This window comes from Hydrogenophaga sp., assembly GCF_026125785.1.
GTDB lineage: Bacteria > Pseudomonadota > Gammaproteobacteria > Burkholderiales > Burkholderiaceae_C > Hydrogenophaga.
In genome coordinates this window covers 67827-84493 of record NZ_JAHCKL010000004.1, presented here as the reverse complement: position 1 = coordinate 84493, position 16667 = coordinate 67827, and the positions used below count along the sequence as shown (strand labels likewise).

At 64.7% G+C, this 16667-nt stretch carries 20 protein-coding genes; 16 read left to right on the top strand and 4 right to left on the bottom strand.

The annotated features are described in order from the left end of the window. Positions 1-3: 3 nt before the first annotated feature. Genes KIT53_RS06050 through KIT53_RS06040 form a run of 3 tightly spaced genes read left to right on the top strand, consistent with a single transcriptional unit; the run spans position 4 to position 2043 of the window. A complete protein-coding gene (locus tag KIT53_RS06050; RefSeq protein WP_297749219.1) occupies positions 4-663 on the top strand; it encodes an HAD-IA family hydrolase in 660 nt (219 codons plus the stop codon). Between the two features lie 15 nt (positions 664-678). After that, a complete protein-coding gene (locus KIT53_RS06045; RefSeq protein WP_297749216.1) occupies positions 679-1059 on the top strand; it encodes a Rieske 2Fe-2S domain-containing protein in 381 nt (126 codons plus the stop codon). A gap of 12 nt (positions 1060-1071) precedes the next feature. Beyond that, positions 1072-2043 (top strand): S49 family peptidase, encoded by a 972-nt coding sequence (locus tag KIT53_RS06040; RefSeq protein ID WP_297749213.1) that lies wholly within the window; start codon positions 1072-1074, stop codon positions 2041-2043. 9 nt (positions 2044-2052) lie between these two features. Here KIT53_RS06040 and galE read toward each other — a convergent pair whose 3' ends face one another. Next, a complete protein-coding gene (gene galE / locus KIT53_RS06035) occupies positions 2053-3087 on the bottom strand; it encodes a UDP-glucose 4-epimerase GalE (RefSeq protein WP_297749210.1) in 1035 nt (344 codons plus the stop codon). Beyond that, positions 3084-4529 (bottom strand): mannose-1-phosphate guanylyltransferase/mannose-6-phosphate isomerase, encoded by a 1446-nt coding sequence (locus KIT53_RS06030; RefSeq protein ID WP_297749206.1) that lies wholly within the window; start codon positions 4527-4529, stop codon positions 3084-3086. The genes galE and KIT53_RS06030 overlap by 4 nt, the downstream gene beginning before the upstream one ends. A gap of 166 nt (positions 4530-4695) precedes the next feature. On the opposite strand from KIT53_RS06030, the gene galU reads away from it, so the two are divergent. Continuing rightward, on the top strand, positions 4696-5583 hold the full coding sequence (gene galU, locus KIT53_RS06025; RefSeq protein WP_297749203.1) for a UTP--glucose-1-phosphate uridylyltransferase GalU: 888 nt from the start codon (positions 4696-4698) through the stop codon (positions 5581-5583). Between the two features lie 2 nt (positions 5584-5585). Here galU and KIT53_RS06020 read toward each other — a convergent pair whose 3' ends face one another. Further along, a complete protein-coding gene (locus tag KIT53_RS06020) occupies positions 5586-6323 on the bottom strand; it encodes an SAM-dependent methyltransferase (RefSeq protein ID WP_297749634.1) in 738 nt (245 codons plus the stop codon). 59 nt (positions 6324-6382) lie between these two features. Then, entirely contained in the window at positions 6383-6994 is a 612-nt protein-coding gene (locus KIT53_RS06015) for a Maf family nucleotide pyrophosphatase (RefSeq protein WP_297749200.1), read from the bottom strand. A gap of 129 nt (positions 6995-7123) precedes the next feature. On the opposite strand from KIT53_RS06015, the gene KIT53_RS06010 reads away from it, so the two are divergent. The 12 genes from KIT53_RS06010 to KIT53_RS05955 all read left to right on the top strand — a co-directional run bounded on the left by KIT53_RS06010 (position 7124) and on the right by KIT53_RS05955 (position 16602). Then, the gene (locus KIT53_RS06010) at positions 7124-7588 is read left to right on the top strand and encodes a DUF177 domain-containing protein (RefSeq protein ID WP_297749197.1); all 465 of its coding nucleotides are present in this window, start codon (positions 7124-7126) and stop codon (positions 7586-7588) included. A gap of 167 nt (positions 7589-7755) precedes the next feature. Next, positions 7756-7938: a 50S ribosomal protein L32 gene (rpmF, locus tag KIT53_RS06005; RefSeq protein ID WP_005794249.1), complete on the top strand. Its 183-nt coding sequence runs from the start codon at positions 7756-7758 to the stop codon at positions 7936-7938. Positions 7939-8055: 117 nt separating this feature from the next. Next, entirely contained in the window at positions 8056-9117 is a 1062-nt protein-coding gene (plsX, locus tag KIT53_RS06000; RefSeq protein ID WP_297749194.1) for a phosphate acyltransferase PlsX, read from the top strand. Between the two features lie 19 nt (positions 9118-9136). Continuing rightward, positions 9137-10114 carry a beta-ketoacyl-ACP synthase III gene (locus KIT53_RS05995; RefSeq protein WP_297749191.1) on the top strand — a complete coding sequence of 326 codons (978 nt, stop codon included), beginning with the start codon at positions 9137-9139 and terminating at the stop codon, positions 10112-10114. A gap of 59 nt (positions 10115-10173) precedes the next feature. Continuing rightward, positions 10174-11124 carry an ACP S-malonyltransferase gene (gene fabD / locus KIT53_RS05990; protein WP_297749189.1) on the top strand — a complete coding sequence of 317 codons (951 nt, stop codon included), beginning with the start codon at positions 10174-10176 and terminating at the stop codon, positions 11122-11124. A gap of 18 nt (positions 11125-11142) precedes the next feature. Beyond that, positions 11143-11904 carry a 3-oxoacyl-ACP reductase FabG gene (gene fabG / locus KIT53_RS05985; RefSeq protein WP_297749186.1) on the top strand — a complete coding sequence of 254 codons (762 nt, stop codon included), beginning with the start codon at positions 11143-11145 and terminating at the stop codon, positions 11902-11904. A 115-nt stretch (positions 11905-12019) separates the two neighbouring features. Beyond that, positions 12020-12259: an acyl carrier protein gene (acpP, locus tag KIT53_RS05980; RefSeq protein WP_297749184.1), complete on the top strand. Its 240-nt coding sequence runs from the start codon at positions 12020-12022 to the stop codon at positions 12257-12259. A gap of 98 nt (positions 12260-12357) precedes the next feature. Next, complete coding sequence (fabF, locus tag KIT53_RS05975) at positions 12358-13602, top strand: beta-ketoacyl-ACP synthase II (protein ID WP_297749181.1); 1245 nt, start codon at positions 12358-12360, stop codon at positions 13600-13602. Between the two features lie 15 nt (positions 13603-13617). After that, positions 13618-14091, top strand: coding sequence for a hypothetical protein (locus KIT53_RS05970; RefSeq protein ID WP_297749177.1), 474 nt, complete (start codon positions 13618-13620; stop codon positions 14089-14091). A 25-nt stretch (positions 14092-14116) separates the two neighbouring features. Then, a complete protein-coding gene (gene rpoE / locus KIT53_RS05965) occupies positions 14117-14758 on the top strand; it encodes an RNA polymerase sigma factor RpoE (protein WP_297749176.1) in 642 nt (213 codons plus the stop codon). 62 nt (positions 14759-14820) lie between these two features. Then, positions 14821-15513 carry a sigma-E factor negative regulatory protein gene (locus tag KIT53_RS05960; protein ID WP_297749173.1) on the top strand — a complete coding sequence of 231 codons (693 nt, stop codon included), beginning with the start codon at positions 14821-14823 and terminating at the stop codon, positions 15511-15513. A 6-nt stretch (positions 15514-15519) separates the two neighbouring features. After that, positions 15520-16602 carry a MucB/RseB C-terminal domain-containing protein gene (locus tag KIT53_RS05955; RefSeq protein WP_297749170.1) on the top strand — a complete coding sequence of 361 codons (1083 nt, stop codon included), beginning with the start codon at positions 15520-15522 and terminating at the stop codon, positions 16600-16602. Positions 16603-16667: the final 65 nt, after the last annotated feature.

Genomic DNA, 16667 nt, shown 5'->3' with positions numbered 1-16667 from the left:
ACCATGCGAACACGCCGTTTTGACCTCATCGCCTTCGACTGGGACGGCACCCTGTTCGATTCCACGGCCGTGATAGCGCACTGCATCCAGCTGTCGGTGGCGGACGTGGGCGGCACGCCGCCCAGCCGCGAGGCCGCCAGCTACGTGATTGGCATGGGATTGATGCAGGCCCTGGCACATGCGGCGCCGGACGTGCCCAGCGAACGCTACCCGCTGCTGGGTGAGCGCTTCCGCTTCCACTACACGGCGCACCAGAACGACCTCAGTCTGTTCGATGGCGTGCTCCCGCTGCTGGCCACCCTCCGGGAACGTCAGCACTGGCTGGCGGTGGCTACCGGGAAAAACCGCGCCGGTCTCGATGAAGTCCTGCGAACCCAAGCGTTGCAAGGGGTGTTCGACAGTTCGCGCACGGCGGACGAGACAGCCGGCAAGCCGGACCCGCGCATGCTGCACGAACTCATGCGCGAATTCGGCGTGTCACCGCAGCGCACGCTCATGATCGGTGACACCACGCACGACCTGCAGATGGCGCGAAACGCAGGCTGCGCCAGCCTGGGCGTGAGCTACGGCGCGCATGAGCCCGCGTCCTTCGGGGCGCTGGGGCCCTTGCACGTGGCCCACTCTGTGCAGGAACTGCACGACTGGCTGGATGCCAATGCCTGAGCAACAGGAGTCACCATGGACCGTCTTGGCGAAGATCCCATCCATGCCTTGTGCAACAGCCGTGACCTCGTTGACGGTGGGCGTGCCGTGTCCTTCGACGTCAACTACGCTGGCCAGACCTGCCGCGCCTTTGCCATCCGCTTCCATGGGCAGGTGCACGCCTACCTCAACCGCTGCGCCCATGTGGCCATGGAAATGGACTGGCAGCCCGACCGCTTCTTCGATGACTCGGGGCGCTGGTTGCTGTGTGCCACGCACGGCGCTGTCTACGAGCCCGATACGGGCGCCTGCCGGGGCGGCCCATGCCGTGGAGGCCTGTTCAAGATCGAACTGGTGGAGCGCGATGGCGTGGTCCACTGGCGGTCACAATACCACCTCAAACCTGTTGAATTCTGAGAGCCCGTGACCATGAACGACGATCCCCTGATCCCCGATGCCCCGCGCGCCGCCAAAGGTGTGTGGGAACGCGAGACGATCGAAAAGCTGGTGTTCGCCACCATTCGCGAGCAGCAATCCGCGCGCCGATGGAAGATCTTTTTCCGCCTGTTGTGGCTGGTGCTGCTGGGTGCGATCGCCTGGATGGTGTACAGCGCCAACATGGCGACCACGTCGGTCAGCAAACCGCATACCGCGGTGGTGGAAATCAAGGGCGAAATCGCCTCGGGCGCCGAGGCCAGCGCCGAGTATGTGATTCCCGCCCTGCGCTCGGCATTCGAGGACGCTGGAGCGCAGGCGGTGGTGGTGCTCATCAACTCTCCGGGCGGCAGCCCGGTGCAGGCAGGCATCATCAACGATGAGCTCACCCGCCTCAAGGGCCTGCACCAGAAGAAGGTGTATGCGGTGGTGGAGGAAACCTGCGCCTCGGCCGCCTACTACATTGCGGCGGCGGCCGATGACATCTACGTCGACAAGGCCAGTCTGGTCGGCAGCATCGGCGTGCTCATGGACGGCTTTGGTTTCACCGGTCTGATGGACAAGCTGGGCATTGAACGCCGGCTCATGACCGCCGGTGCGAACAAGGCCATGATGGACCCTTTCAGTCCTCAGGACGAGGCGCAGAAGGCCTATATCCAGAGCATGCTGGGCCAGATCCACGCCCAGTTCATTGCCGTGGTCAAGAAGGGTCGAGGCGAGCGCCTCAAGGAGACCACCGACACGTTCAGCGGCCTGGTGTGGAATGGGCAGCAGGCGGTGAGCCTGGGGCTGGCCGATGGCCTGGGCAGCTTGGACTACGTGGCGCGCGAGATCGTCAAGGCAGAGGACATCGTGGACTACACGCAGCGCGAGAACGTTGGCCTGCGGCTGGCCAAACGCTTCGGCGCCAGTGTGGGCGAGGGAGTCTTCTTTGCGGCCCGTGCGGCGGGCGTACAACTGCGCTGATCGCGTGCCTCAGCTGCGGTAGCCGGCAGGGTTCCCGCTCTGCCAGCGCCACGCGTCGGTGCACATCTCCTCCAGCGTGTGCTTCGCTTGCCAACCCAGCAGGCGCTGGGCCAGTCCCGGATCGGCCCAGCACTGAGCCACATCTCCGGGGCGGCGGGGCGCAATGCGGTAGGGAACGGGGCGGCCGCTGGCCTTCTCGAAGGCGCGCACCACTTCCAGCACACTGTGCCCACGCCCGGTGCCCAGGTTGACGGTGAAGCTCTCACCCCGGTCAAGAAGGGCCCGGATGGCGGCGACGTGGCCCGCGGCCAGATCCTGTACATGGATGTAGTCGCGCACGCCGGTGCCGTCTGGCGTGGGGTAGTCGTCGCCGAAGACGTTGAGGTGTTCGCGTTGGCCAACCGCCACTTGCGCGACGAAAGGCATGAGGTTGTTGGGAATGCCTGCGGGGTCCTCACCGATCAGGCCGCTGGGATGGGCGCCAACCGGGTTGAAATAGCGCAGCACACCCATGCGCCATGCCGGGCGGGCGGCATTGAGCGCGTACAGCATGTCCTCGATCACCAGCTTCGTGTGGCCGTACGGATTGGTGTGGCTGCGCGGGAAATCTTCCGTGATGGGCACGCTGGCCGGATCGCCGTAGACGGTGGCGCTGCTGGAGAAGACCAGCGTGGGCGCTGTCGTCGGGTCTTCGGCGTGCGCCGCCTCCATCGCTCGCAGCAGGCTGACGGCGCCGCTGATGTTGTTGTGGAAATACTTCAGCGGTTGGGCCACGCTTTCCCCCACGGCCTTGTCCCCCGCAAAGTGAACCACGCCAGCCGGCCGGTGCCGGCGCAGCACGTCCTGAAGCCAGTCGGTGTCGAGCACGTCGCCCTGCTCCAGCACCAGAGGGCGTCCGGCAATGCGGGCCAGGCGGTCCAGCACCACCGGGTGGCTGTTGGCGAAGTTGTCGAGCACCACTGGCTCGAAGCCGGCGGCGATGAGCGCCAGTGCGGTGTGGCTGCCGATGTAGCCGGCGCCGCCGGTGAGCAGAATGGTCTTCATGAGGTCTTGCGGCCGTCCGGTGTGGTGGCCGGCTGGCGGCCATACAGATCCTCCAGCCGAACGATGTCGTCTTCGCCCAGGTAGCTGCCGGACTGCACCTCGATCATTTCGAGCACCATCTTGCCGGGGTTGTGCAGCCGGTGCACTTCGCCGATCGGGATGTAGGTCGACTGGTTCTCTGCCAGCAGGTAGACCTCCTGCCCGCGCGTGACTTCCGCCGTACCCTTGACGACGATCCAGTGCTCCGCGCGGTGATGGTGCTTCTGCAGGCTCAGCGAGGCGCCGGGCTTCACGCCTATGCGTTTGACCTGGAAGCGCTCGCCCATGTCGACGCTGTCGTACCAACCCCAGGGGCGGGCCACGCGCCGGTGTTCGGCGGCTTGTGGAATCTTGCGCTGGCTCAGGTGCGAGACCACGTCCTTGACCTGCTCGGCATGGTCCCGCTGGGCCACCAGCAGCGCGTCGGGCGTATCGATGATGAGCAAGTCCTGGGTGCCCAGCGCCACCACCGTGCGGCCCGGTGCGTGGATGAAGGTGTTGCGCGACTGCAGCGCATGTCCCTGGCCGGTGATGCGGTTGCCGTCGTCGTCGGCGTCGCTGAGTTCGGCAACCGCGTTCCAGCTGCCGACGTCGCTCCATTGGCCTTGAAAGGGCACCACGGCCACGTTGTCATGGCGTTCCATCACGGCATAGTCGATGCTCTGCGACCGGCAGGCGAGGAAGACTTCCTTCTCCGGACGCACGAAAACCACCTCACCCACACTCTCCGTACGGGGCTGGGCCATGGCCCCTTCGCAGGCCTGGAGGATGTCGGCCGCATGGCGGGTGAGTGCGGCCAGCATGACGCTGGCGCGCACGAGGAAGATACCGGCGTTCCAAAGCACATGCCCCTGCAGCAGCAGGGCTTGCGCGGCCGCGGGTGCGGGCTTCTCAATGAAGCGTGCCACGCTGCGGCTGCCATCGGTTCGCGCATCGCCTTGCTGGATGTAGCCATAGGCACTGCTTGGGAAACTGGGCACCACGCCAAATGTCACGATGGCGCCACTTTCGGCCGCGGCCACTCCCAGTTGGATGGTGCGCGCAAAGGCCTGTGTGTCGGGAATGTGATGGTCCGAGGGGCAGAACAACAGCAAAGGGTCGCCCTGGCTGCGGGCATGCAGCGCGGCCAGTGCCATCGCGGCTGCGGTATTGCGCGCCGCGGGCTCAAGCAGCACGGTGCCTGCCATGCGCTCGGCTTCCAGCGAGTCGGCCACCAGGAATCGATGGTCCTCACTGGCCACGCAGATGGGGGGCTGGGCTGTCCAGGACAGACGTTCCAGGGTGAGGCGCAGCAGGCTCTTGTCACCCACGAGCGGCACGAACTGTTTGGGGAAGCCTTGCCGGCTCAGGGGCCACAGACGTGTGCCCGAGCCTCCGCAAAGGATGACGGGAGTGATGCTCATGAGCAGTAGATAGGGGGTGCGATGTCGGCCTGGAACCCGCGTCAGGACTGGCCTTCAAGACACTCGATCAATGACGTAATGCAGTGTATCGTTTGAGGCGACGCTGGCGCACACGCAGTTAACATGGTGCGTCTTTCTTCACGAACCTGCGAAAGAACACATCGACATGACGATCCGCAAAGCCGTATTCCCCGTGGGTGGCCTTGGTACCCGATTTCTTCCCGCCACCAAGGCGATCCCCAAGGAGATGTTGCCGGTGGTGGACAAGCCCCTGATCCAGTACGCGGTGGAAGAGGCCTACGCGGCCGGCATCAGGGAAATGATCTTCGTGACCGGTCGGCACAAGCGCGCAATTGAAGACCATTTCGATACCGCGTACGAACTCGAGATGGAACTGGAATCGGCGGGCAAGGGGGCATTGCTCCAACTCGTGCATTCGATCAAGCCCGACGACATGGACTGCGTCTACGTGCGGCAGCCGCGCGCGCTGGGGCTGGGACACGCGGTGCTGTGTGCCGAACGTCTGGTGGGGGATGAGCCTTTCGCCGTCTTGCTGGCCGACGACCTGATGATGGGGAAGGACCAGTTGGCTGGAGGCACGACCGTGCTGCAGCAGATGGTGCAGGCCTACTCGGCCAGTCCGGGTACGGTGTTGGCTGTGCAGGATGTGCCGCGCGCCGAGACCCGGCGCTACGGGGTGGTGGACGTGCACGGCGTCAACCAGCAACTCGCCGAGGTGTTTGCCATGGTGGAGAAGCCTGCGCCGGACGTCGCGCCCTCCACGTTGGCGGTGGCTGGTCGCTACGTGCTCACCCCAGCGGTGTTCGAAAGCATCCGGCGCCAGCCGCGCGGTGCGGGCGGCGAAATCCAACTGACCGATGGCATCGCAGCCTTGATCGGTCAGGAAAAGGTGCAGGCCTTTCGCTACGAAGGCAAGCGCTACGACTGCGGCAGCAAGGAAGGTTTCCTGGAGGCCACGATCGATCTCGCGCTGGCCAATCCCGACCTCAGTGGCTCGGTGCGCGCGCACCTGCAGCGCCTTTCCGTCGCCTGAGGTCAGCGCCCCAGCAGGAACACGCAGGGGGCCTGCAGCGGAAGACTGTCCGGCAGCGCACGGTGGCGCCGCCATTCGCTGATCAGGGCGCTGCGGCTGACCTGCTGCGTGAGCGAGAGCGCCGCACTCACCGCCAGACGGGTGCCGGGCTGCAGTGTTTGAAACAAGGACTGCAGCAGAGCGCTGTTTCGGTACGGCGTTTCAATGAGGATTTGCGTCTGACCGGATTTCAGCGCGAGTGCTTCCAGTTCGCGCAGGCGCCTCGCGCGTTCGGACGCCTCCTGCGGCACGTACCCGACGAACGCGAAGCTCTGCCCGTTCAGGCCGCTCGCAGCGAGCGCGAGCATCAACGAGATCGGCCCCGTCAAAGGGACGACCCGCATACCCAGGGCATGTGCCGCGCGCACGATGGAGCTTCCAGGGTCGGCGATCGCAGGCATCCCTGCTTCGCTGACCAGCCCGATATCGTGGCCTTGTAGGGCCGGTATCAGCAGCGCGCGTGCCTGCGCTTCGAGTTCGGCCTCTGGTGTGTGATCACCCCGCTTGTGGGCGGCTCTTGGCAAGGCGGCGATGTGTTGTGCCTGCAACGGCGCCGCGAGATTTCCCACGCTTTCGACCCGTTTGAGAAAGGCGCGGGTGCTCTTGGCATTCTCCGAGATCCAGTAGGTCAGGCGGCGGGCCGTTGCCAGGGTTTCGCCGGGGAGCCATTGATCGAGCGGCGTCGCGGGCGCTGCGTCCATGCCGAAGTCCAGCGGCGTGGGCACCAGGAAAAGGGTGCCCGGGTTCTGGGAGTGGGTGCTCACGGCAGTAGGAGGCCGGCTGCGCGGATCATGCGGCAGGTGCGAATCAAAGGCAGGCCCACCAGCGCCGTGGGGTCGTCGTTGTCAATGCGCTCCAGCAGGGCGATGCCCAGACCTTCACTCTTGGCGCTGCCAGCACAGTCGTAGGGCTGCTCAGCGCGCAGATAGCGTTCGATTTCCTCATCGTCCAGGTCGCGAAACACCACCCGCACCGAGGCCAGGTCGCTCTGCTCAAAGCCGGTTTCCAGGCAAACCACGGTCAGCGCCGTCTGGAACACCACGGTCTGGCCGCTCATGCTGCGCAACTGCGCCACCGCGCGCGCATGGTCACCAGGCTTGCCCAGCGGCAGGCCGCGCAGATCGGCGACCTGGTCGCTGCCGATCACCACCGCGTCGGGATGCCGGCGAGCCACCTCGCGTGCCTTGGCTTGCGCGAGCCTTGTGGCCAGGGTGGCCGGAGCCTCGCCGGGTGCCGGGGTTTCGTCCACATCGGGTGCAACGGCCTCGAACGGCACCTGAAGCCGCGAGAGCAACTCGCGCCGGTAGCGGGACGTAGAGCCCAGGATGAGGCGGCGCGTGCCGGTGCGGATGAGGTTCTTGGTCGTCGACATCCCGGTATTTTCCCCGCATTCTTTTACACTGCCGGGATGAAATCCGCCCCGACATTCGCCTGGAGCCCGGAACGGCTGGACGCCCGAGGTTTTGCGCAAGCTGGTGCTCGTCTGACCCTGGAAACACCGATGGCCCTGCTGCCGCGCCTGTTGAGCGAAGCCGCTGGCGAAGCGCCATCCCCAGGGCCCGTTCAGTGGGAGATCCTGGGCGAAATGCGCCCGGGACCTGCAGGCGCTTCCCCAGAGCCGTGGATGCACATGCGCGCGGGCACCAAGCTGCCGCTGACCTGCCAGCGCTGTCTGGGACCCGTCGAGACCGATCTCGAGGTGGATCGCTGGTTCCGCTTCGTTGCGGACGAGGCCGCCGCAGAGGCCCAGGACGACGATTGTGAGGAAGACCTGCTGGCGCTGGAGCCGCGCCCCAACCTGTACGAAGTTCTTGAGGACGAGCTTCTGATGGCACTTCCCTTGGTTCCGGTGCACGGCATCTGCCCCGTTCAATGGCCGATGCAGGCCAGGGACCCGGCGGTGCCTGACGAGGAGGGCTCAGGGCGCCCCAATCCCTTTGCGGTCTTGCAAAAGCTCAAGAAATAGGCTTTTGATGGCGGGCGGGCCGCTTCGGGCTATAATGCTTGGCTTTGCGCTGGCATCCATAGGCCCCTACCCGTCGCTGCAGAAGCGGCTGTCCGGAACAAGTCCGGCACGAGGGGTGTGCGGTTGAGGCGCACCTGTTCTGACCTTATCGATTCCAGGAGCCCAACATGGCCGTCCAGCAAAACAAGAAGTCGCCCTCCAAGCGAGGCATGCACCGTTCGCACAATGCCCTCAATGTTCCGGGCATCGCTGTGGAGCCGACCACCGGTGAAACCCACCTGCGCCACCACATCAGCCCCAACGGGTTCTACCGTGGCCGCCAGGTTCTGAAGAACAAGTCCGAAGCCTGAATGAAGGGCTGCCACCGGCCTCGCCGCGTCATCGCGATCGGGGGAGGCGGGTGGTGATCGAGGCAGAAGCCCGCATCCGCTGCGGGCTTTTTTTCGCTCTTCTGGGATGATGTCGACATGATCACGATAGCTGTCGATTGCATGGGTGGCGACGTCGGCCCGGCGGTAACGCTGCCTGCGTGCGCCGCATTCCTGGCCAGTCACCCTCAGGCCCAGTTGCTGTTGGTGGGTAAGCCGGAGGTGTTTCGGGCTTGGCCGCAGGTTCTGAACAATGTGCGCTGCCGAGTGGTGCCGGCCACCGAGGTGGTGGGCATGGACGATCCGGTGGAGGTCGCGCTGCGTCGCAAGAAGGATTCCTCCATGCGGGTGGCGATCCAGCAGGTGAAGGCTGGTGAGGCTCAGGCGGCGGTATCTGCCGGCAACACCGGTGCCCTCATGGCCATCGCGCGCTATGTGCTCAAGACGCTGGAGGGCATTGACCGCCCCGCGATCGCTACCCAGATGCCCAACGCACGCGGGGGAGCTACCACCGTGCTGGACCTCGGGGCCAATGTGGACTGCTCTGCGGAGCACCTGCTGCAGTTCGCGGTCATGGGCTCAGCACTGGTGGCTGCCGCCAGTGGCCGCCAGGAACCCACGGTCGGCCTGCTGAATGTGGGTGAAGAAGTCATCAAAGGCAGCGAAGTCATCAAAAAAGCAGGGATTTTGCTTCGAAATGCGGCCAACACCGGTGATCTCAACTTCTTTGGAAACATCGAGGGTGACGACATCTTCAAGGGCACCACCGACATCGTGGTCTGTGACGGCTTTGTCGGTAATGTGGCGCTCAAGGCCAGCGAGGGGCTGGCTTCGATGGTCGTTGGTGTGATGCGAGAAGAGTTTTCTCGCAATATTTTTCGAAAAATTGGTGCTATCTTTGCCTATCCGGTGCTATCTGCGTTCAAGCACCGTTTGGATCATCGTCGCTACAACGGCGCCGCCCTGCTGGGCCTCCAAGGCCTGGTGTTCAAAAGCCATGGTTCGGCTGACGCCTTTGCGTTCGAGCAGGCCTTGGGTCGGGCTTATGATGCGGCCCAAAACAAACTGCTGGACAACGTCCGGGATCGCATCGCGCACGCCAAGCCGCTGATTTCGCCGGAATCGCTTCCGAGCGAACTCAAGAGCATCCCGACCCTCTGACCCTCTCCATTCTTCCCGCATGACACGCTACGCCCGTATCACCGGCACCGGCAGTTGCCTGCCTCCCCGGCGCCTGACCAATGCCGACATGGTGTCTCTGCTGGCTCAGCGAGGGGTGGAAACCAGCGACGACTGGATTGTGGAGCGCACAGGGATCCGTGCCCGCCATTTTGTCGCCGACGGCGTTTTTGCCAGTGATCTCGCGTTGCAAGCCAGCCGCCAGGCCCTGGACGCGGCGGGCCTGCCCGCCTCTGACATCGATCTCATCATCGTCGCGACGTCCACGCCAGACATGGTGTTTCCCTCCACCGCCACCATACTGCAGCACAAGCTGGGTATCGCCGGCTGTCCCGCGTTCGATGTGCAGGCGGTCTGCAGCGGCTTCATCTATGCCTTGACCGTGGCCGACGCCATGATCAGGGCGGGCAGCGCCAGCAACGCGTTGGTCGTCGGGGCAGAGATATTCAGCCGCTTGCTGGATTTCAACGACCGCACCACCTGCGTGCTGTTTGGCGACGGGGCTGGTGCCGTGGTTCTGCGGGCATCCGACACGCCTGGCATTCTGGCAACCGATATCCATGCAGATGGCAAGCACACCGGCATCCTGTGCGTGCCTGGCCATGTTTCAGGGGGGCAGGTCCTGGGCGACCCGTTGCTCAAGATGGACGGCCAGGCGGTTTTCAAGCTGGCTGTCGGCGTGCTGGAGGACACGGCGCGCGCCGTGCTGCAGAAGGCGGGCCGCACCACGGAAGACATCGACTGGCTGATTCCCCATCAGGCCAATATCCGCATCATGCAAGGCACCGCGCGCAAGTTGAAACTTGGCATGGACAAGGTGGTTGTCACCGTGGACCAGCACGGCAACACCTCGGCGGCATCGATCCCATTGGCGCTGGACCATGGCGTGCGACAGGGCCAGATTCGCCGTGGTGACACCTTGTTGCTCGAAGGTGTGGGCGGCGGCTTTACCTGGGGTTCTGCGCTGCTGGACTTCTGACGCCGGAGCTGCGTGCAGCGTCGCTTCTCCTGTTTCCTGTTTGTCTGCGGACATCACACATGAAGAAATTTGCATTCGTTTTTCCTGGTCAGGGCTCTCAATCGGTGGGCATGCTCGACGACTGGGGTGATCACCCGGCCGTGCGTGAAACCCTGGCCGAAGCCTCCGACGCGTTGGGCGAAGATGTGGCGCAACTGATTCACCAGGGCCCGGCAGATGTGCTGGCCTTGACCACCAACACCCAACCCGTGATGCTGGTGGCGGGCATTGCCGCCTGGCGCGTATGGCAGGCTGAGGGTGGTGCCACGCCCCATGTGCTGGCCGGCCACTCGCTGGGCGAGTACTCGGCGCTGGTGGCGGCGGGTGTGTTGACGCTGGCGCAGGCGGCACCCCTGGTGCGTTTTCGTGCGCAGGCGATGCAGGACGCCGTGCCGGTAGGAACGGGGGCCATGGCGGCCGTGCTCGGGCTGGATGCGGCGGGGGTCATCGCTGGCTGCGCGCAGGCGCAGGCCGGATTTGGGGCGGGCAGCCCGGAAGTGGTGGAAGCGGTGAACTTCAATGACCCCGCGCAGACCGTGATCGCTGGCAGCAAGGCCGGCGTCGAGAAGGCTTGTGAGGTGCTGAAGTCGCTGGGGGCCAAGCGAACCCTGCCGCTGCCGGTGTCGGCGCCTTTCCACTCCAGCCTCATGAAGCCGGCGGCGGAGAAGCTGCGCGAGCAACTGGCTGTGACCGCGTTTGCGCCACCGCGCATCGCCGTCATCAACAACATCGACGTCGCTGCAGAGTCCGATCCCGACCGCATCCGGGATGCCCTGTACCGCCAGGCATTCGGCCCGGTGCGTTGGGTGGAGTGCGTCAAGGCGATTCAGGCGCAGGGGGTGGATACCATCGTGGAATGTGGGCCACGCAAGGTGCTGGCAGCCACCATCAAACGCATCGATCCCGCCCTGGCCGGGGCGGCACTCTTTGACCCTCCGACGCTGGCCGAAGTCAAGGCCCTGCTGGCCTGAACCCCAGGAGAATCACACATGTCCGAAACCAAGTTCGCGGGCCAGGTGGCCCTGGTCACTGGCGCTTCTCGTGGCATCGGTGCGGCCATTGCGCAGGAACTCGCCGCGCGTGGCCTGACCGTGATCGGCACCGCAACCAGCGAAGAGGGTGCCCGGCGCATTGGCACCACGTTGGCCGCCGTACACGGCGCCGCGTCCGGTTGCCGCGGCGCGGTGCTCGATGTGAACAACGCAACGGCCGCCGAGGCCGTGATCGATGACATCGTGAAGACGCACGGCGGCCTGCACATTCTGGTGAACAACGCGGGCATCACGCGCGACATGCTGGCCATGCGCCTGAAGGACGAGGATTGGGACGCTGTGCTGGACACCAATCTCAAAGCCGTGTTTCGCATGAGCCGAGCCGTGATCCGGCCGATGATGAAGCAGCGTTATGGCCGCATCATCAGCATCACCAGTGTGGTGGGGGCGTCTGGCAACCCCGGGCAAGCCAACTACGCAGCGGCCAAGGCCGGCGTGGCCGGCATGACGCGTGCGCTGGCGCGCGAGCTGGGTAGCCGCAATATCACCGTCAATTGTGTCGCTCCGGGGTTCATCGAGACCGACATGACAGCTGCGTTGCCCGAGGAGCAACAGAAAGCTCTGCTGGGGCAGATTCCGCTGGGGCATCTGGGCAAGCCCGCCGACATCGCACACGCCGTGGCCTATCTGGCGAGTCCGCAGGCCGCGTATGTGACGGGTCAGGAACTGCATGTCAATGGTGGCATGTTCATGGCCTGAACCCACCCTTCTCATCTTCGTACGCCGCGTGAGCCGCCCGGCGGGCCATCTGGGGGTATCCCCCCGGGGTGGCTAAAATGGCGGTCTGTATCTACAACCACCCTTAGAGGGACCTATGAGCGATATCGAAGCACGTGTGAAGAAAATCATTGCCGAGCAACTTGGCGTGGAAGAAGGCCAAGTGACCAATGAGAAGGCTTTCGTGGCCGACCTGGGCGCCGACTCGCTGGATACGGTTGAACTCGTGATGGCGCTGGAAGACGAATTCGGTATCGAGATTCCCGACGAGGACGCGGAAAAGATCACCACCGTCCAGAACGCCATCGACTACGCACTGGCTCACCAGAAAGCCTGATTGCGAACGCTCGACCACCGGGCAGCCTAGACGGAGAGTATCCAGGCGCTCCGGGGTCGCCGCGTTGAAGATTCAACGCTCAGCCCTGAGGATCAAGAATGAGTCGTCGTCGCGTGGTCGTGACCGGTCTGGGATGCATCAGTCCCGTCGGCAACACCGTGGAGGAATCCTGGAACAGTCTGTTGGCGGGCAAGTCGGGTATCGACCTCATCACCAAGTTCGATGCCAGCAACTTCGCCTGCCGCTTTGCCGGTGAGGTCAAGGGCTTTGATTTGAATGCGTACATCGGTGCCAAGGAAGCGCGCACGATGGACAGCTTCATTCACTACGGCATTGCCGCAGCTCACCAGGCGGTGGTTGATTCGGGCCTTCCGGTGGGCGACGCGCTTGAAGAAGAGCTCTCGCAACGCATTGGCTGCCTGATCGGCTCGGGCATCGGTGGGTTGCCCCAGATCGAGGAGACGCACACCGAGCTGATGAACCGCGGGCCGCGCCGCATCTCGCCGTTCTTCGTGCCCGCTTCGATCATCAACATGATCTCCGGCCATGTGTCGATCCGCTTCGGTTTCAAGGGCCCCAATCTGGCGGTGGTCACGGCCTGCACGACAGGACTGCATTGCATCGGTGAGGCGGCACGCAAGATCGAATACGGCGATGCGGACGTGATGGTCGCCGGCGGCTCTGAGGCAACCGTCTCTCCGCTGGGCATTGGTGGGTTTGCCGCCATGCGCGCACTCTCGACCCGCAATGACGATCCCGCGACAGCGTCGCGGCCCTGGGACCGTGACCGTGATGGCTTCGTGCTGGGCGAGGGGGCGGGTGTCATGGTGCTGGAAGAATACGAGCATGCGCGCGCGCGCGGCGCGCGTATCTACGCGGAAGTGAGCGGGTATGGCATGAGTGCCGACGCCGGCCATATGACCGCACCCAACATGGATGGTCCGCGCCGCGCCATGGTCAATGCGTTGCGCAACGCGGGACTCAACGCCGATCAGGTTCACTACCTCAACGCCCACGGGACATCGACGCCGCTGGGTGACGTCAACGAAAGCAATGCCATCAAGGCGGCGCTGGGCGATCATGCCCGCAAGGTCGTGGTGAACTCCACCAAGTCCATGACGGGGCATCTGCTGGGCGGTGCGGGGGGCATCGAGAGCGTGTTCACCGTGCTGGCGGTGCACCACCAGAAGAGCCCGCCAACCATCAACATCTTCAATCAGGATCCCGAGTGCGATCTGGATTACTGCGCCAATACGGCGCGGGATATGAAGATTGAAGTGGCCGTGAAAAACAATTTCGGTTTTGGCGGTACCAACGGAACGTTGGTCTTCCAGCGCGTCTGACCGCTTCTCCCATCGATGCACAACGCCCCATCGGTGAGCTTCCCGGTGGGGCGCTCCCGTGTACACGCCCAGTTGGTGTTCTTGCTGGGGCTGGGCGGCTTGAGTGGGCTCTCGGCATGGTGGCTGCTTCCGTCCGGGCTGGGCGATATGCACGGGTGGCTGGCGGGCTGGGGCGCCTTGCTCTGGCTGTGCTGGGCGGCTGCAGCAGTGCGCGTCTGGTGGCGCGCACCTCGCGGTCTGCTGTGCTGGGACGCGCAGGCCCGCGCGGCATGGAACGAAGGCCCTGCAGGTCTGTGGCTATGGCGAAGTGCCGCACAAGCGTTTCCGGTGCGGGAGTTGCAGCGCGTGGACGTGATGCTCGACCTGCAGTCCACCGCCTTGCTCAGGTTGAACGGTGGACCTGCTGGAGTTGCGTGGATCTGGGTGGAGTGCCGACAGGCGCCCAGCCTTTGGGTGCCGTTGCGCCGCGCATTGAGCCGGCATTCCTGAGTGCATGGGTTATATTTTCGCGCGCATGACCTTCGAAGACCATACCGCTCCTCCGCCGCCGGACAGTGACGTCATGCTGGTGCAGCGCACACTGGCGGGCGAGCAGAAAGCCTTCGAAATGCTGGTGGTGAAATACCAGCGGCGGGTGGAGCGCCTGATCGGGCGCATGGTGCGCGATACCGATCTGGTCCAGGACATTGCCCAGGAGACGTTCATCCGGGCTTACCGGGCGCTGGCGCAGTTCCGCGGCGATGCCCAGTTCTACACGTGGCTCTACCGCATCGCGGTCAATACGGCCAAGAAGCAACTCATGGAACTCAAGCGCGACCCGCTGGTCTTCCAATCCCAGATGAAATCGGGGGATGACGATGAAACTTCCGCCCCGGAACGCGAACTAAATTCAGCAGTGGCCGACACCGAGACGCCCGAGGCGGTGCTGGCCAGCAAGGAGATTGCCGAGGCGGTGAACGCCGCCATGGAAGCGCTGCCCGAAGAGCTGCGCATGGCCATCACTTTGCGCGAGATCGAGGGCATGAGCTATGAAGAGATCGCCGTGGCGCTGGATTGTCCCATCGGCACCGTGCGTTCCCGGATATTCCGGGCCCGGGAGGCGATTTCGGGCCGTATCAAGCCGATGCTGGAGCGACAGACAGGTAAACGCTGGTAGAGAAGCTACGGACGGGCTGTCCTGCGCAGCCGCTGTCGTCTCTTGAAATTGGGAAGTCCATCATGAACGCCGCACATATGAATCCGAACCCGTCGAATGCGCAGGAGGCCCTGTCCGCGCTCGTCGATGGGGAACTTGAGGCTGCCGGGCTGGCCAAGCTGTTGACCTCCGTGCACGCCGAACCACAGGCACTGGGCGACTGGCACGCATACCAGGTGATCGGCGATGTGTTGCGCGGCTCGACCGGCGTGGTGTGCGCGCAGCGGCCTGCGGATTTCCTGGCTGGGGTTCGTGAGCGCTTGCAGGCGGAGGACGGGCGCCGACCTTCGCCGGCACCACAAGGCCGGGTGCTGGCGCCCTTGGAGGAGTCGGTTTCGGAACAGGCTGCCAACGACGCGGTTTTTCGCTGGAAGATGGCGGCGGGCTTCGCTTCGTTGGCCGCCGTCGTGGCCGTGAGCTGGAACCTGATGGGCGGCTCCTTGCCCGGCGGTGTTGCAACTCCAGGGCCGCAACTGGCCAGCTCGACGCCCGCGGCGCCTGTGACAGCGGCACCTGCTCAGCCTCAGGCGGTGGCTGCGGTCATGTCCCCGTCTCGTCCCACCGAGGTGGTGGTGAACACGGGTCAAGGACCGCTGATCCGGGATGCACGGCTCGAGGAGCTGCTGGCCGAGCATCGGCAGCACGGCGGCATGTCTGCCCTGCAGATGCCCACAGGGTTCATCCGGGGCGCCACCTATGACACGTCTGCACGCTGAATGACCATGACGCCGGCCCTGTCTCCGTCCTTGTTCCGCGTCCGACGATTCTCTCCGCGTGGTGGCACCATCCATGCCACCTGGCCCGGCCTGCGCCGATGGGGGGCGGTGACCCTGCTGGCCCTGACCTCCGGATTCTGGGTGCCCGTGCAGGCGCAGACATCTCCAGCCGTGCAGCCGGCTTCCCGGACCGTCAACGAATGGCTGACGCGCATGCATGAGGCCTCCCGGCAAAGAGCCTACATCGGGACGCTGGTGGTGTCGGCCGGCTCGTCCATGTCGGCCTCCAAGATCTGGCATGTCTGCGATGGCTCTCAGCAGATGGAGCGCATCGATACGCTGACGGGAGCCGCACGCACCACCATCCGGCGCAACAGCGAAGTCATCACCTTCGTACCGGAAACCCGGACGGCATTGGTGGAGAAGCGGGACTCGCTGGGCGTGTTTCCAGACTTCCTGCGGGCATCGACCAACCTGATTCCGCAGTACTACGAATCGCGCGAGGTGGGCGTGCAGCGCGTGGCGGGCCATCTGGCCGACATGGTCGAGATCCTGCCGCGCGACGACCTGCGCTTTGGCTACCGCATCTGGTCAGAGCAGCAGACCGGACTGGTGGTCAAGCTGCAGACGCTTGGCGAGCAGGGCAGTGTGCTGGAACAGGTGGCCTTCTCCGAGTTGCAGCTCGACGCGCCGGTGAGCATGGACAAGCTCAAGAAGCTCATGAAGGACACCCGAGGCTATGAGGTGCTCAGGCCTGCATTGAAGAAAACCACCCCCGAAGCCGAGGGCTGGCGCCTGAAGGAGTCCGTGCCGGGCTTCTCACCCATGAGTTGCCATACCCGCGACGCGGGGAGTCCGCAGCCGCCGGGGACAGCCCCCATGCAATGGGTGTTCTCCGACGGACTGGCCTCGGTGTCCCTGTTTGTCGAGCCGTTCGATCCGCAACGCCACGCGCAGGAATCGGTCGCCGTGGTCGGCGCCACCCATTCGGTAAGCCGCCGGGTTGGCGACTACTGGGTCACTGCTCTGGGTGAGGTGCCTGCCCAGACGCTGCGCAGGTTTGCGTCCGCGCTGGAGCGGGCACGCTGAGCGCATGTGCCCTTGCAGGCGGGCGTTGCGCCTCCATATGGCTTCGCATGTCCTGGCAACCCGCT

Excerpts from the sequence above, each read along its gene's own strand:
- KIT53_RS06045 (WP_297749216.1), top strand. The coding sequence starts at position 679 with ATGGACCGTCTTGGCGAAGATCCCATCCATGCCTTGTGCAACAGCCGT.
- KIT53_RS06030 (WP_297749206.1), bottom strand. The coding sequence starts at position 4,529 with ATGAGCATCACTCCCGTCATCCTTTGCGGAGGCTCGGGCACACGTCTG.
- KIT53_RS06050 (WP_297749219.1), top strand. The coding sequence starts at position 4 with ATGCGAACACGCCGTTTTGACCTCATCGCCTTCGACTGGGACGGCACC.
- KIT53_RS06015 (WP_297749200.1), bottom strand. The coding sequence starts at position 6,994 with ATGTCGACGACCAAGAACCTCATCCGCACCGGCACGCGCCGCCTCATC.
- plsX (WP_297749194.1), top strand. The coding sequence starts at position 8,056 with ATGATCACGATAGCTGTCGATTGCATGGGTGGCGACGTCGGCCCGGCG.
- KIT53_RS05995 (WP_297749191.1), top strand. The coding sequence starts at position 9,137 with ATGACACGCTACGCCCGTATCACCGGCACCGGCAGTTGCCTGCCTCCC.
- KIT53_RS06040 (WP_297749213.1), top strand. The coding sequence starts at position 1,072 with ATGAACGACGATCCCCTGATCCCCGATGCCCCGCGCGCCGCCAAAGGT.
- fabG (WP_297749186.1), top strand. The coding sequence starts at position 11,143 with ATGTCCGAAACCAAGTTCGCGGGCCAGGTGGCCCTGGTCACTGGCGCT.
- galU (WP_297749203.1), top strand. The coding sequence starts at position 4,696 with ATGACGATCCGCAAAGCCGTATTCCCCGTGGGTGGCCTTGGTACCCGA.
- fabF (WP_297749181.1), top strand. The coding sequence starts at position 12,358 with ATGAGTCGTCGTCGCGTGGTCGTGACCGGTCTGGGATGCATCAGTCCC.
- rpmF (WP_005794249.1), top strand. The coding sequence starts at position 7,756 with ATGGCCGTCCAGCAAAACAAGAAGTCGCCCTCCAAGCGAGGCATGCAC.
- KIT53_RS05955 (WP_297749170.1), top strand. The coding sequence starts at position 15,520 with ATGACGCCGGCCCTGTCTCCGTCCTTGTTCCGCGTCCGACGATTCTCT.
- acpP (WP_297749184.1), top strand. The coding sequence starts at position 12,020 with ATGAGCGATATCGAAGCACGTGTGAAGAAAATCATTGCCGAGCAACTT.
- galE (WP_297749210.1), bottom strand. The coding sequence starts at position 3,087 with ATGAAGACCATTCTGCTCACCGGCGGCGCCGGCTACATCGGCAGCCAC.
- fabD (WP_297749189.1), top strand. The coding sequence starts at position 10,174 with ATGAAGAAATTTGCATTCGTTTTTCCTGGTCAGGGCTCTCAATCGGTG.
- KIT53_RS06010 (WP_297749197.1), top strand. The coding sequence starts at position 7,124 with ATGGCCCTGCTGCCGCGCCTGTTGAGCGAAGCCGCTGGCGAAGCGCCA.
- KIT53_RS05960 (WP_297749173.1), top strand. The coding sequence starts at position 14,821 with ATGAACGCCGCACATATGAATCCGAACCCGTCGAATGCGCAGGAGGCC.
- KIT53_RS05970 (WP_297749177.1), top strand. The coding sequence starts at position 13,618 with ATGCACAACGCCCCATCGGTGAGCTTCCCGGTGGGGCGCTCCCGTGTA.
- rpoE (WP_297749176.1), top strand. The coding sequence starts at position 14,117 with ATGACCTTCGAAGACCATACCGCTCCTCCGCCGCCGGACAGTGACGTC.
- KIT53_RS06020 (WP_297749634.1), bottom strand. The coding sequence starts at position 6,323 with ATGGACGCAGCGCCCGCGACGCCGCTCGATCAATGGCTCCCCGGCGAA.